This is a genomic window from Vibrio lentus, from assembly GCF_030409755.1.
GTDB lineage: Bacteria > Pseudomonadota > Gammaproteobacteria > Enterobacterales > Vibrionaceae > Vibrio > Vibrio lentus.
Genome location: NZ_JAUFQE010000002.1, coordinates 3,259,967 through 3,274,060 on the forward strand (window position 1 = coordinate 3,259,967; position 14,094 = coordinate 3,274,060).

The following is a 14,094-nucleotide window of genomic DNA, read 5'->3' on the forward strand; positions in this document are numbered from 1 at the left end:
TGTTCTTTTGAGATGATTAGGTTTTCGGTCTTTAGGTAGAAATTGTGCTTTACAGAAAACTTGATGTTTGGCAGCGCAGTCGTCTGCTGTCGATCTCTGTTTACAGGGAAATGGTTCTATGTTGTGATTTTGGTTTTAAAGATCAGATTACTCGCAGTGCTTTATCTGTACCTAGTAATATCGCTGAAGGTTGTGAGCGAAAGTCTCTTAAAGAGCGTAAGCACTTCTTTGCAATCGCTAAGGGCTCAATCGGTGAGTTTGCAACACAAGCTGACATAGGCTCTGAGGTTGGGTTCATTTCCAAGAACGTTGGTGATAAATGGCAATCTGAAGCACTTCAAATCTCACGCATGTTAGGAGCTTTAATCAAGTCACTAGAACAGTAAACCTCTTTGCCTTTCGCATCCCGTGCACTCGAATCCCACATCTGCTTTTATCTCAGCTCTTTGCTTTTCGTATCTCGTTCACTCGAATCCCGCATCTGCTCTTAAGCTTCTCGCATCTCGTTCACTCGAATCCCACATCTGCTCTTAAGCTTTTCGCATCTCGTTTACTCGCATCCCGTATCTGCTCTTAACCATTGCTCTTTATGACTTAGCGGCTTATATTCAACAGTACAGTTATGACATCAATTTAACATGGCTAACTGTTTAATTAAGGATAATAAATGCTTGATTGAAAATGGATTATCAAGTTAACAATAAGTCAGTGGAGACTTCCCCAATGAAAAAATTACTTTCAGTACTTGCTGTGTCTGCAGCAGTAATGGCACCGGCTGCATTCGCTTCTTCGCCTGTTATGTTCTCAACCATTAACGGCTTCAACGCACCTGACTCAGATGCGGTTGGCGGTGTGCGCTTGGCTCTGCTTCACGGACAAGTGAACGACCTTAAAGGCCTTGATCTTGCTGTTGTTGGTATGTCAGAGACGCAAACCACGACGGGTGTAAACTTGGGCATTTTTGGTGCATCAAAAGTAAATCAAGAGATGACTGGTGCTTCACTTGGTTTCTTCAACTGGAATACAGGTAAAACGACGGGTCTAAACCTAGGTGCTGTAAACATTACTAATGATGTGAAAGGCGTGAACGTGAGCTTCGTAAACTACTCTGAAGGCGACACCATGGTTGATGTTGGCGCAGCTAACCTTTCTGAAGTATCAACGGTTCAAGTAGGCATCTTCAACAAAACAACGAAGATCGAAGGCGTACAGATTGGCTTGATCAACTGTGCTGATAACGGTTTCTTCCCGTGCTTCCCTATTGTGAACTTTGCTAAGTAAATTGTAGTGAGCCTTTCAACTCCCTATTGGCGAGTTACTTTTTTTAGTAAGGCTTAAAGCTTTCAATGTTTAAACCTATTAACGCCTAAGCCCTTGAGCTTAGGCGTCATTGCTTTCCATTCCTAACGCACATATCTCAAATGACTCAATAAGCATTCTGTTTTATATTTGCTATTGCAGTATTTTTACTTATAAGTACAATGTGCGATAAATTTCCAACGATGATTTATATGCTTTGATTAATACCCATACCGTCGATTTTAAAAAGGCTTTTTTAAGTCTGACCGCCAGTTTTTTAGTAGTTTTGGGCTTGTTGCTCGTTGATTCAGCGGAAGAATCAGATAAACAGTATGGAATCGAAAACCAAGGCGTGACACGCTCTTTAGCGGAGCTCACACAGATCATAAATGCGCTTGAGTACAACATTACGGCGCTCTATCCACTGCATGGGGATACCTATGTATTCTCGCATGAGAAAAAGATCGAAGATGAAACGTGCTATTTCACCAGTGAAGAGCAGCATGCCCCTCGCTTTGACTTTATGTTCTCTGGCCCTAGCGAGATGTGCGACCCTAAGTCGGATCTTCATACCGAAGCCGGTAAGCGTCTGTTTATCGCGCCAACCATGGCTTATTTCGCCAATACCATAGAGACCATCTCTGCGATCTACTTTATTTCAAAAGAGAAGTTTATTATCTCTTCCCCCTCCGATATTGCCCAATATATGAAAGGCGATACGTTCGACTCTGTCGTAAATAGCCGACCATATTGGATTAATACGATTCGCTTTGGCTTAGCTCAAGGCCAAGGGCAAGACCAAGTGGTGTACACCGGTCAATACGATGACTATTTAACGGGTAAGAAAGTCGTGACTCTCACCAAGGGCATCTACGTTAATGGTAAGTTTAAAGGTGTATTGGGTGTCGATGGTTATGTCTCTAACCTAGTATCGAACCCTACCCATGGCTATAAAGTCACGAGTACTCGAGGCGTAAACAAGTACGGGTTTATGGACTTTACCTATTCCAAGCCTCTGTATGTTGATGGCATTAATACCCAGCTATACCTGAGTATTGAAGAAGATAAGATCGAGCACTTTCTACATGTTTTGGAGATGGAAAGAGTCCAGCTTGTCATCTTATTAGTGTTGTATTTCATCTTATCTTTATGGCTGTGGCGTGTATATGTCAAACAAGAGCACAAGCGGTTGAATGATTTAGCGATGCTTGACCCCATGACGGGGCTAATGAATCGACGCGGCTTTGAAGCTAAATTGTTAGCACAAGAAGAAGCATCGATTATTGGCTTCGGTGTGTTCGATATTGACGACTTTAAAAAGGTGAATGATCAATATGGGCACAAAGTCGGAGACGAAGTAATTTGCCATGTTGCTCAGTTGATGATGAACAGCATTAGACAGCAAGATATTGTCGCCAGATTTGGCGGGGAGGAGTTTGTCGTGGCTATTACTGGCGAATCATCGGAGTTGCTTACGTCGATTTTTGAGCGCATACAAAACGACATTAGTTTACAAAGTTACCGTTGTGCGAATGGTGACAAGATTGATATATCGGTTTCAGGGGGAGCGACGCTTTATTCGTTGTATAAGTTCGATAGTGTCGGGCACTTGTGGGAAAACCAGAGTATTCGCGCTTCCGACGAGCAGCTTTATAAGGCTAAAGCTTCGGGCAAGAATCAGGTGCTGATTCACGTTTACTAAGAGTTGTGCTTTGGTTTGGAATACGTTTCTAAACGAATAAGTGAACAAGCGAGTAGCCTAGTTGTTTTCCAACTAGGCTTTTTGATTTGATTTGATTTGATTTGATGAAGAGGGGGAGTTGTTACTTTTTCATTCGCCCTTTGTTCATCCATTTCTGGTGAACACCACGGCGTAAACTTTGGAAGCTGTTCTCGACCTTGTCGACCCCAAGTAGAATCACTAGAGCCATTAGCGTGATAATGACCGACTGCGAAAGGTGCCCTAACGCAATCATCATCCCCAACGCCGCCAACACCCAAATAATGGCCGCTGACGTGACACCATGAATCTTTCCATCCAATGTCATCATTACACCGGCACCAAGAAAACCCACCCCAGTAATGATCTGGCCAAGCACACGAGCTTGATCGAGAGTGTTGGGGGATAGGCTAATCGCCATGGTGAGGAAGAAATAGGTACCGCTGATGATCAGAATCGACGTTCGGATTCCGACGGGTTTACCGCGTGTTTGTCTTTCGATTCCGATTAAAGAACCACATAACATGCATGCTGCAAGGCCTGCCCAGCTAAAGGGGGCAAGGTTGAGAGTTTGTTCTATAAATTGTGACATATCACCCCTCCTAAGAATTTAGAATAGAGCCGAGTATGCTAATAATAGACCGGACGATCGAACAAAAAATTTTTGTCTTAACGGTTGGTGCTAATGATGAAGCGCTAGCAGCCTGTCGTGGTTAGAGTGAATACTGGTGTTGTCGTCTCGGTCGCTTCTTGATACTCAAGATAGCAGTTATCCCCTACCTTTTTACGATTTGCTGGAGCGTAGATAATTTTTCCATCTTTGTCATTACTGTTCGTAAAGTACCAATCTGCATTACCGACTCCCCACTCAGCATCAAGAAAGGTTGATTCGATGAGCATTGACCAAGCGTCGCTGTTGATTGCTGCTGGGTAGCCGTAGACGACTGAGATATCGTCGCCCTCAACATTAACGGATGCGCTAGCTGCTTTATCTAAGCCTAATGCTGATGTCTTACCATAAAGCATAGCACTTGCACCTTCCATTCCGCCCTTCAGGCCATTTAATGTTGAGATGCGAGCATCGGTTTGAAGGTTGAGGAACTTAGAAGCTGCAGTCACCGAAACAATACCCAGAATCACGATGACCACAACCAGTTCGATAATGGTGAAGCCTTTCTGTTGAGTCTGTGATTGTGAGCAAGCGCTTAAGGCATTGGGATTCATTGATACAACTTCTTTATTCAATGTGTAGATCGAGTGGCGTCTTGCTGCTGCGGCCGCCAATCTCGCGAGTGAGTTTTGGTACTAGGTAGCCAGAAACTTCAGAGATCAGACCTTTGAAGTGGTACTTGGCCTCTTCATCAGAAATATAGAAATGAGCGGCGCCCTGAACTTTATCAAGCACATGCATATAGTAAGGTAAAACACCGGCGTCGAATAGCTTCTCACTCAATTCTTTCAATGAGTTAGCGCTATCATTGACCCCTTTTAGCATCACGCCTTGATTAAGCAGAGTTGCACCACTTAGTTTCAATTTATGGAAGGCTTGTTTGAGCTCTAAGTTGATTTCATTGGCATGATTAATATGGCTGACCATCACCACGTTTAGACGAGTATTAGCCAATGTTTGGCACAGTTCGTCAGTCACGCGAGCGGGGATTACAACCGGTAAACGGCTATGGATTCGAACGGTTTTCACATGCGGAATCTGTTCGATGGCATTGATCAGCCAATCTAGTTCGCTGTCCTTTGCCATCAGTGGGTCACCTCCCGACAAGATTACTTCGTTGATCTCAGGGTGTTGAGCTACATACTCTAAGCTGAATTGCCAAACTGACTTTGAGCCTTTGTTGTCTTGATAAGGGAAGTGACGGCGGAAGCAGTAGCGACAGTTGATAGCGCAACCGCCTTTTACGATCATTAGCGCGCGACTTTTATATTTATGCAGCAACCCTGGGATCGCGTTGTCTTGTTCTTCCAGTGGATCAGCCGAATAACCTTGGTGTACTTCGAACTCTTCGCTTAAAGGTAATACCTGACGCAGTAATGGATCGTGAGGGTTGCCTTTTTCCATTCGCTCGACAAAGCTAAGAGGTACCCGAAGTGCAAATAACTCACGAGCAGCGAAGCCTGCTTGCCAAGGTGTTGGGTCTATTTCCAATGCTTCAAGCAGTTTTGTCGGGTCAGAGATCGCATTCGATAGTTGTTTGAGCCAGTTTTGCTCAACAGATTCGACTTTTCGGGTTATGATATGCGGCATTGAAATTAACTCAAAGATGTGGAAGAGAAAATCATGGCGTCAGTAAGCACCAATGAATTCAAAGGCGGTTTAAAATTCATGTTAGATAACGAGCCTTGCGCAATTATCGACAATGAATACGTTAAGCCAGGTAAAGGCCAAGCGTTTAACCGTGTAAAACTTCGTAAACTGCTGTCAGGCAAAGTGTTAGAGAAAACATTCAAGTCAGGCGAAAGCTTCGAGCTTGCAGATGTTGTTGACGTTGAACTAGGCTACCTATACAACGATGGCGAATTCTACCACTTCATGAACAACGAAACATTTGAGCAAATCGCAGCAGACGTAAAAGCAGTCGCTGATTCAGCAAAATGGTTAGTTGAAAATGACGTTTGTACTCTAACGTTGTGGAATGATAACCCTATCACTGTTACTCCGCCAAACTTTGTTGAGATCGAAGTAACTGAAACTGATCCTGGCCTGAAAGGCGATACACAGGGTACGGGTGGTAAACCTGCAACTCTAGCAACTGGCGCGGTAGTTCGTGTTCCTCTATTCATCGCTATCGGTGAAGTTGTTAAAGTTGATACTCGTACTGGCGAATACGTTGGTCGTGTAAAATAATTTGATTGTACCCATCTTGTTTAGGATGGCTCAGTGAAATAGAAAAGGTCGCTTGTGAGCGGCCTTTTTTGTATCTGGCGATCAGGAAAAGCAGAAGGGCAGATGCGAGTATACGGGATGCGAGATACGAAGAGCGGTAAGGGCAGATTAGAGTAAGCGAGATACGGGATACGAAAAGCAGGAAGAGCAAGAGTGAGTGAGCTAGATGTGTGATATTCGACAAACAATAAAAAAGCAGAGCTGGATAACCTAGCTCTGCTTTTGTTTTTCTGCTCTTAAGCTCTTCGATACTCGTTTACTCGAATCCCGAATCTGCTCTTAACTGTTAAATCATGAAGATAAAGATAACAGACAATGCGCTGATTAGGCCGGCAACGAAGTAGCACCCCACTTTACCTGCAACGCCGACGTGGAACTTAAGGTCGTGCATGCCGTGGTGAAGGCGGTGCATTGCGTGCCACATTGGCAGTGCTAGCGTACCGATGATGAATAGCGCACCGATAATGCTGGTGGCGAATTCAGAGACACGCTCGTAGCTCATTGCATCTGCATCAATAATGCCCATTGGCACTAAGATACCCAGCACTAAGATAGTGATTGGTGTGATCATCGCGAACCAAGTACCGCCAGCGCCGAATAGGCCCCACCAGATTGGCTCATCAGAACGTTGCGGATTGTGGTTAACATTGTAATTTGTGTTCATAACGAAGCTCCTTACACCACCATCAGAACGATTAAAGAAATAAATGCCACCGCTGCCCACTGGGTCAGTACGATGATTCTTTTATCTACCAATTTACCTTTAAGACGGATTGGCATTACTTGAGGCATCATGCTGAAGAAGGTCTGAGCGTGCAGTAAGCTGCCTAGCAGTGCCACGATGTTGATACCAACAACGATAGGGTTAGCCATAAAGCTCAACCAACCAGCCCAAGCTTCAGGACCTTTCACTAGTGCACCCAAACCAAAGGTTAGGAACAGAGTGAATAGAATCAAAGGCAGTACAGTCGCTTCACGTAGCATGTAGAAGCGGTAGAACGGATGGTTGCTCCACCACGTTCTCTTCATCTCACGAACATAAGGCTTACGATTGCTCATATTATGCCTCCTCTGCTGTTTTTACTTGCGATCCATCAGGCTTGAACATCGAGATAACGAAGTCCATTGAAGACTCAACTTTGCCTTGGTTAACTGCCGCTGCTGGGTCTACTTTCTTCGGACATACGTCAGAACAGTAACCTACAAACGTACAGCCCCAAGCGCCGTTGTCGCCATTGATAAGCTTCATACGTTCAGCTTTACCATTGTCACGGCTATCTAGGTTGTAGCGGTGAGCAAGAGCAAGTGCCGCAGGGCCAATGAACTCAGGGTTTAGACCAAACTGAGGACACGCTGCGTAACACAAACCACAGTTGATGCAGCCAGCGAACTGTTTGTACTTCGCCATTTGCTCTGGAGTTTGGATGTTAGTGCCGTCTTCTGGCTTGCGATCATTACCGATGATGTAAGGCTTGATTGCTTCAAGGCGCTCGATGAACGGCGTCATGTCGACAATCAAATCTTTCTCGATTGGGAAGTTAGCCAAAGGCTCAATCTTGAAGCCATTCGGGTAATCACGTAAGAAGCTCTTACACGCCAGTTTTGGCACGCCATCAACCATGATGCCGCAAGAACCACAAATCGCCATACGACAAGACCAACGGTAAGACAGGTCTTTATCTAGGTTATCTTTGATGTAACCGATCGCATCAAGTACTGACATGGTTTCATCAAACGGAACTTCAAAGGTTTGAAAGTGAGGTTCTGCATCGTGCTCAGGGTCATAACGCAGAATTTCAATTTTTTGGATTCGATTCGCTGACATTATGCTTGCTCCTCTTCGCTCTTCTTCGCATTCTCTTCTGCTGCTTTTTCAGCGGCAGCGGCTTTCTCGGCTGCTTCACCGTATAGACGAGCTTTAGGTTGAGATTTAGTAATCTTAACGCCGCTGTAGTCGATGGTTGGTGCTGCATCTTCGTTGTAGAAAGAGAGAGAGTGTTTCAGGAAGTTCACATCATCACGTTCTGTGCAGTTGTCGTCTAGACGTTGGTGTGCACCGCGAGATTCCTTACGAAGGATCGCTGAGTGAACCATCGCTTCGGCAACTTCAAGGCCGTAACCTACTTCGATAGCGTAAAGTAGGTCAGTGTTGAACACTTTGCCTTTGTCTTTAATGCTGATCTTCTTGTAGCGAGCTTTCAGTTCTGTGATTTTGTTGATGGTTTCTTGCATCAAGTCTTCTTGACGGTAGATACCACAACCCGCTTCCATGGTGTGACCCATTTCAGTGCGGATGTCAGCCCAGTTCTCATCGCCTTCTTGAGCTAAGATGCCTGCGATGCGATCTTCAACCGCTTTAATTTGCTTAGCGATGGCGTCTTCATTCCAGCCTTTGAATTCAGCAGCGCGTTTCACGGCTTGCTCACCGGCTACGCGGCCAAATACCACGAACTCAGCCAGAGAGTTAGAACCTAGGCGGTTTGCACCGTGTAGGCCAACTGAAGCACATTCACCAACGGCGAATAGGCCTTTAATGCGAGTTTCACACGTACCGTTAGTTTCAATACCACCCATGGTGTAGTGAACGGTTGGACGAATTGGGATTGGCTCTTTTGCTGGGTCAACGTTTACGTACGCTTTTGCAAGCTCACAGATGAACGGTAGACGTTCTTGCAGGTACTCTTCACCAAGGTGGCGAAGGTCAAGGTGTACTACATCACCAAGTGGGTGCTTGATGGTGTTGCCTTTCTGCTGCTCGTGCCAGAATGCTTGAGAAACTTTGTCACGAGGACCCAGTTCCATGTATTTGTTTTTCGGCTCGCCCACTGGAGTTTCAGGGCCCATGCCGTAATCTTGCAGGTAACGGTAGCCGTTCTTGTTGACGATGATACCGCCTTCACCACGACAACCTTCGGTCATCAAGATGCCAGTGCCCGGTAGGCCTGTTGGGTGGTATTGAACGAACTCCATGTCACGCAGTGGTACACCGTGGCGATAAGCCATTGCCATACCGTCGCCAGTTACGATGCCGCCGTTGGTATTACAGTGGTAAACACGACCTGCGCCACCGGTTGCTAACACAACAGATTTCGCTTTAATCGTAACAAGCTCACCTTCAGACATATGAATCGCGATTAGGCCTTGTACTTCGCCATCTTCAACGATCAAATCCACCACAAAGTACTCATCAAATCGTTTGATTGTGTCGTACTTCATCGAAGTCTGGAACAGAGTATGAAGCATGTGGAAGCCGGTTTTATCCGCTGCGAACCACGTTCTTTCTACCTTCATACCGCCGAATCGGCGTACGTTTACTTCACCGTTTTCTTTACGACTCCATGGGCAGCCCCATTGTTCCATTTGGATCATTTCGCGAGTCGAGTTTTCAACAAAGTATTCAACAACATCCTGTTCACATAGCCAGTCGCCACCGCCAACAGTATCGTTGAAGTGGTTATCTAGGCTATCTTCGTCTTTAATTACTGCTGCTGAACCGCCTTCTGCCGCTACCGTGTGCGAACGCATTGGGTAAACTTTAGAAATCAGTGCTACTTCCAATTCAGGATTAGCTTCAGCCGCAGCGATAGCTGTACGAAGACCAGCGCCGCCTGCGCCGATGACTGCGATATCTGTGGTAATTGTCTTCACAGTTATTCTCCAGTGTGATGCGGAGTATTCCGCTTGTTATTATAAAAAGTTAGAGAGCAGTAAACGGCATCAACCGATCATCACCCCTAAGCCTTAAGTGGTAGGTTCAGTGTAAGAGAGGAGGGCGTTTCAAAAATTGATGTATTTAGGTTTTTGCTCCAGTAATGCATATGGAGGCATAGAATTTATAGGTTATGTGACTGCAATCACGGCAATCAATTGTTGATAACGATTAACCCACAGGACTGGTGTTAACGGCTTGTTGAGTATGATTTTCGTTATCAATGTTGATGCGGAAGCTGTATTGATAATTGTATTGTAGAACGTAATTTTCTGGCTTCATTAAAACAACATTTTGCTTTCATCAATAGACAGATAGATGCTTACAAAAGAGACGAAAGGTGGTAATTTTCGTCGCCTAGAATTCAGTGATATGGAACTTGATAATGCACTCCACATGGCAACCCGCCGCAACCATTAAGCAGTTAAAGCAACGTGCTGATATCCTTAATCAAATTCGCCAGTTCTTTACAGAGCGAAACGTGTTGGAAGTGGATACACCAGCCATGAGTCATGCCACGGTGACGGATGTGCATTTGCATACGTTCAAAACTGAATTCGTAGGGCCGGGTTATGCGCACGGCCAGCCATTGTTCTTTATGACGAGCCCAGAGTTTCATATGAAACGGCTGTTAGCGGCGGGCAGTGGCTGTATTTACCAAATTTGTAAGTCTTTTCGTAATGAAGAAAACGGCCGTTACCATAACCCTGAGTTCACCATGTTGGAGTGGTATCGCGTTGGATTTGATCATCATGACCTGATGGATGAAATGGATTTGCTGTTACAGCAGGCTCTAAAATCCGGTGTTGCGGAGCGAATGACTTACCAGCAAGCCTTTATTGATGTACTGGGTGTGTGTCCATTAGAAGATTCGATGGATACCTTAAAGCAGGCTGCCGCGAAACTAGGGCTCAGAGACATTGCAGATCCAGAACAAGATCGCGATACCTTATTGCAACTCCTGTTTAGTATTGGTGTTGAGGCGAAAATAGGCCAGCAGGTGCCTGCGTTTGTGTATGACTTCCCAGCATCACAAGCGGCGTTAGCCAAGATCAATCCAAACGATTCACGGGTCGCCGATCGCTTTGAGGTGTATTTCAAAGGTATCGAGCTAGCTAACGGCTTTCATGAGTTAGATAAACCACAAGAACAACTGCAGCGTTTTGAAGATGATAATGCCAAGCGTATTGAGATGGGATTATCACCTCAACCGATTGATCATCATTTGATTGAGGCATTAAAAGCGGGCTTACCAGACTGTGCCGGTGTTGCTTTAGGTATCGACCGTCTGATCATGCTAGCGTTAGGTTATGACCATATTGATGATGTGATGGCTTTCCCGTTTCCGCGTTCTTAGTTTATTGCTTTTGTTTTTACTGAGAGTTAGTGGTCCTTAGCTATTCACGGTTAACTATTAACTCTCAGTTTCCAATCAGCTTCCAGTTTACTTCACTAGCTAGCTGACCAAGATACCGGTGCCCAACACAGCAACAATGGCACCTATCCAAGCGTAGGAATTTGGTCTCTGCTTGGTATAAAGCCAGAGTATTGGTAACAACATGATTGGCGTGGTTGAAGATAACAGAGCGACCATGCCGACATTGCCTTCCTGCAACGCATACAAGATCAGCGTCATTCCCACCGCCATTGCTAAAAAGCCGTTAACTGCGGTAATCGCGAATATCTGCTTATTCATTGGGTTAAGTGCGCGTGAAAGTTTAGCGCCCGTTAAGCGAAACAGTGAGTGAGCCACAAAGGCGGTGATCATTCGAATGGCTGAGGCGGCTATTGGGTCAATGCTGGTTTGCATCACGGGTTTGGCAATAATGCCGCCCAATGCTTGGCAAATCGCCGCTGTGATTCCCAGAGCAACACCAATCCACACTGTGCCTTTGATGGTTTCAAGTTGGTTATTCGATTGCCCTCGACGGCCAAAGAATATCGCAGTTAATACACCACTAAATACCAATGCAGAACCGATCAGCTCCACCGAAGTCATGCTTTCGCTAAACAGGAAATAACCGAGAATCGCCGAGAACACGGCATGGCAAGAGAACAGTAAGCCAGCTTGGCGCGGTCCCATGCGATTCAAACAAGCAAATAGGGCAGTATCACCAATGAAGATACCAATCAGGCCTGACAGCATCATAGGCGTCACCAGATCGGCTTCCACACTTGACCAACCACCAGTAAACCAAGCCATGCTCGATAAGATGATCGCGGTACAACCCATTCTCCAACGACTATAGGCGAAAGAACCTAAGTGTTGAGCAGGCTTTACTGACATTAGGCTCGCAATCGCCCAAAGAAAAGCGGCAGCAAGAGCCAACCATTCGAATCCCATCTGAATAACATCCTTGTGTCTGGGATAAATTAGCTCATCAATATGCATCAAACCGAACCGAGAACAAAGTGATTCTTAATAAAAGCACCGCTTTGCTGCTCAGTTACCGCCTTGATCCTCAGTTACTGTTTTGTTCCGGTTATCCGTTTCGCTTGTCTGACTAGCGAGGCTTTATACTTTAAAGCGTTCCACATCTTGGCGCATCGATTCAGCAGCGCTGCTCATTTCATTTGAGCTATTGCGACTGCTTTCCGCCTGTTGTGCCAAATCGTCAGAGGCATCTTTGATTCCTTGCGTATTACGGCTGATGTCTTCGCTCACCGCGCGTTGCTCTTCTGCAGCGCTGGCTATTTGCAGCGCCATGTCGTTGATTTCAGTGATCGCTTGCGTGATTTTAGTCAGGCTGCCATGGGCTTGCTCAGCGAAGCCAACACTGTTCTCTGCCAGTTGAGTGCTGGTGGTCATGCTTTCAACAGCATGTTCGGTATTTTTCTGCAGCGTATCAATCATCACGCGAATTTCTTCGGTCGAGCCATGCGTTCTCTGACTTAACACGCGCACTTCATCGGCCACAACCGCAAATCCACGACCTTGTTCACCTGCTCGAGCGGCTTCAATCGCAGCATTTAATGCCAACAGGTTGGTCTGTTCGGCAATGCCTTGAATGGTGGAGAGGATCTGGTTAATGCTTTGAGCATTGCTCTCTAATTCACGAATAACATTGGCTGCATCTTCAACTTGTGTTGCTAGGCCAGTAATCGCATCGCGGTTTTGTTGGATTACCTCTTGGCCTTCGTTACAAGCGGTAGCGGATGCCTGAGAAGCGGATGCCGTTAATTCGGCATGGCTAGCCACTTCGGCTGCGGTGGCGGACATCTCATGAATCGCGGTCGCAATTTGGTTGATATCGTTTTGTTGATTCTCAACGCTAATCGAAGATTGGGTCGCCAGCTGATTGGCTTTCTCTGCATGATTGTTGAGATCGTGGCTGTGTTCTATCACGCCCTTCAACATGCTTTGCATTTGGCTTAAGAACTGGTTCACAAGCTCGGCAAGTTTACCAATCTCATCCATACGTGTGATATCAATACGCTGAGTGAGATCGCCTCTGCCTTGAGCCAATTGAGTCAGCGCTGTAGACAGTGTTTGTAATGGAGAAAGCAGGCGGTTGATCACCATTGTGCTCGCAATTGAAATGATGATGTACAAAACCAAAGAGGTCAGCGTGATGAATTGAATGGCATCGGATACTGCAGAAAACGCCATCTCTTTATCGATAACAATGCCTAGCGACCAATCGGTATTCGGAACATTGGCAATATAGACCAGCTTATCGCCTTGACCAGGCCAAGTGAGAGTGGTGATCATCTGGTCTTGGAGTAGTTGTGAAACCTTGTTGGTTGTTAGCTCTGGATTCAAACTGGTCAATGGTTTTTGACTCAGTTCTTCATCACTGTAGGCAACGATGTTGTTGTTGCCATCGACTAAAAACGCAAAGCCATCGTTATCCAGTTTTACATTGAGCACGGTATCAATAATGCTGGTTACGGTTAGATCGGCCGCGAGAACACCTTGTCTATCGCCACTGAATGCTTTCGCAAAGCTGATGACAATGCTGCCGTCAAAGTCTTGATAAGGTTCGGTAATGATGAGGTCTGATGTTGCGTTGGCGTCCTTATACCAAGGGCGAGTGCGTGGGTCATAGCCTGCTGGCCAATCTTCACCTTTGTCGCCATAGGCGATAGTGCCATCGCTGAATCCTGCATAAACAGATAGGAATTGCCCGGCTTGTTTGGTGATCAATAACTCGCGATCAGAGTTACTATTGCTTGAAATAGTCGATTCATTGGCAAGCATCATATCGCTGCGGATAGAGAGCCAATCGGCAATGTAATTGGTGGTGCCAACACTGACATTTTTCATTTCTTGGTTGATCGCGACTTCAGTCTCTTGAGTTAGCTGATTGACCGATATCCAAGCTTGAGCGCCACTTACGACGGCAATAATGACCGCAATTGCGATCTGAATTTTAAACTTAATAGTATGTCTCAAGGTCCATTCCTCTCTTATTAGACAAAAACCTAACTACGGTGACGTACTTGATATTGAAGTGGTGTGTTTCT

General features: G+C 45.6%; 14 protein-coding genes. 5 read left to right on the forward strand and 9 right to left on the reverse strand.

The features are described from left to right. The first annotated feature begins 44 nt into the window (after positions 1-44). From QWZ07_RS23260 to QWZ07_RS23270, 3 genes are all read left to right on the forward strand, one after another. Positions 45-386: a four helix bundle protein gene (locus tag QWZ07_RS23260; protein WP_192853311.1), complete on the forward strand. Its 342-nt coding sequence runs from the start codon at positions 45-47 to the stop codon at positions 384-386. A gap of 337 nt (positions 387-723) precedes the next feature. Beyond that, complete coding sequence (locus QWZ07_RS23265) at positions 724-1,281, forward strand: VC2662 family protein (protein ID WP_192853312.1); 558 nt, start codon at positions 724-726, stop codon at positions 1,279-1,281. 235 nt (positions 1,282-1,516) lie between these two features. Beyond that, entirely contained in the window at positions 1,517-3,001 is a 1,485-nt protein-coding gene (locus QWZ07_RS23270) for a sensor domain-containing diguanylate cyclase (RefSeq protein ID WP_192853313.1), read from the forward strand. A gap of 121 nt (positions 3,002-3,122) precedes the next feature. On the opposite strand, the gene QWZ07_RS23275 is transcribed toward QWZ07_RS23270, so the two are convergent. The 3 genes from QWZ07_RS23275 to epmB form a co-directional block, all read right to left on the reverse strand. Continuing rightward, positions 3,123-3,611 carry an MgtC/SapB family protein gene (locus tag QWZ07_RS23275; RefSeq protein ID WP_017108670.1) on the reverse strand — a complete coding sequence of 163 codons (489 nt, stop codon included), beginning with the start codon at positions 3,609-3,611 and terminating at the stop codon, positions 3,123-3,125. Between the two features lie 104 nt (positions 3,612-3,715). Further along, positions 3,716-4,243, reverse strand: coding sequence for a prepilin-type N-terminal cleavage/methylation domain-containing protein (locus QWZ07_RS23280; protein ID WP_192853314.1), 528 nt, complete (start codon positions 4,241-4,243; stop codon positions 3,716-3,718). Positions 4,244-4,256: 13 nt separating this feature from the next. After that, positions 4,257-5,279, reverse strand: a complete 1,023-nt coding sequence (gene epmB / locus QWZ07_RS23285; protein WP_192853315.1) for an EF-P beta-lysylation protein EpmB — start codon at positions 5,277-5,279, stop codon at positions 4,257-4,259. Positions 5,280-5,312: 33 nt separating this feature from the next. Here epmB and efp point away from each other — a divergent pair, with 33 nt between their 5' ends. Continuing rightward, complete coding sequence (gene efp, locus QWZ07_RS23290; protein ID WP_009847919.1) at positions 5,313-5,879, forward strand: elongation factor P; 567 nt, start codon at positions 5,313-5,315, stop codon at positions 5,877-5,879. 325 nt (positions 5,880-6,204) lie between these two features. Here the strand turns inward: efp and frdD are convergent, their stop codons facing one another. The 4 genes from frdD to frdA are packed head-to-tail and all read right to left on the reverse strand — an operon-like array spanning position 6,205 to position 9,566. Further along, positions 6,205-6,582, reverse strand: coding sequence for a fumarate reductase subunit FrdD (frdD, locus tag QWZ07_RS23295; protein WP_102248960.1), 378 nt, complete (start codon positions 6,580-6,582; stop codon positions 6,205-6,207). An 11-nt stretch (positions 6,583-6,593) separates the two neighbouring features. Continuing rightward, positions 6,594-6,977, reverse strand: a complete 384-nt coding sequence (gene frdC, locus QWZ07_RS23300; RefSeq protein ID WP_061019340.1) for a fumarate reductase subunit FrdC — start codon at positions 6,975-6,977, stop codon at positions 6,594-6,596. Position 6,978: 1 nt separating this feature from the next. Next, positions 6,979-7,743: a succinate dehydrogenase/fumarate reductase iron-sulfur subunit gene (locus QWZ07_RS23305; protein ID WP_009847917.1), complete on the reverse strand. Its 765-nt coding sequence runs from the start codon at positions 7,741-7,743 to the stop codon at positions 6,979-6,981. Then, positions 7,743-9,566 carry a fumarate reductase (quinol) flavoprotein subunit gene (gene frdA, locus QWZ07_RS23310; RefSeq protein ID WP_017108666.1) on the reverse strand — a complete coding sequence of 608 codons (1,824 nt, stop codon included), beginning with the start codon at positions 9,564-9,566 and terminating at the stop codon, positions 7,743-7,745. Before frdA ends, QWZ07_RS23305 begins: the two co-directional genes overlap by 1 nt. Positions 9,567-10,012: 446 nt before the next feature. On the opposite strand from frdA, the gene epmA reads away from it, so the two are divergent. Beyond that, positions 10,013-10,984, forward strand: coding sequence for an elongation factor P--(R)-beta-lysine ligase (gene epmA / locus QWZ07_RS23315; protein ID WP_192853316.1), 972 nt, complete (start codon positions 10,013-10,015; stop codon positions 10,982-10,984). Between the two features lie 99 nt (positions 10,985-11,083). Here epmA and QWZ07_RS23320 read toward each other — a convergent pair whose 3' ends face one another. Both QWZ07_RS23320 and QWZ07_RS23325 read right to left on the reverse strand, forming a co-directional pair. Then, positions 11,084-11,971: a DMT family transporter gene (locus QWZ07_RS23320; RefSeq protein ID WP_192853317.1), complete on the reverse strand. Its 888-nt coding sequence runs from the start codon at positions 11,969-11,971 to the stop codon at positions 11,084-11,086. A 171-nt stretch (positions 11,972-12,142) separates the two neighbouring features. Further along, a complete protein-coding gene (locus QWZ07_RS23325; protein ID WP_017108662.1) occupies positions 12,143-14,023 on the reverse strand; it encodes a methyl-accepting chemotaxis protein in 1,881 nt (626 codons plus the stop codon). Between the last annotated feature and the right edge of the window lie 71 nt (positions 14,024-14,094).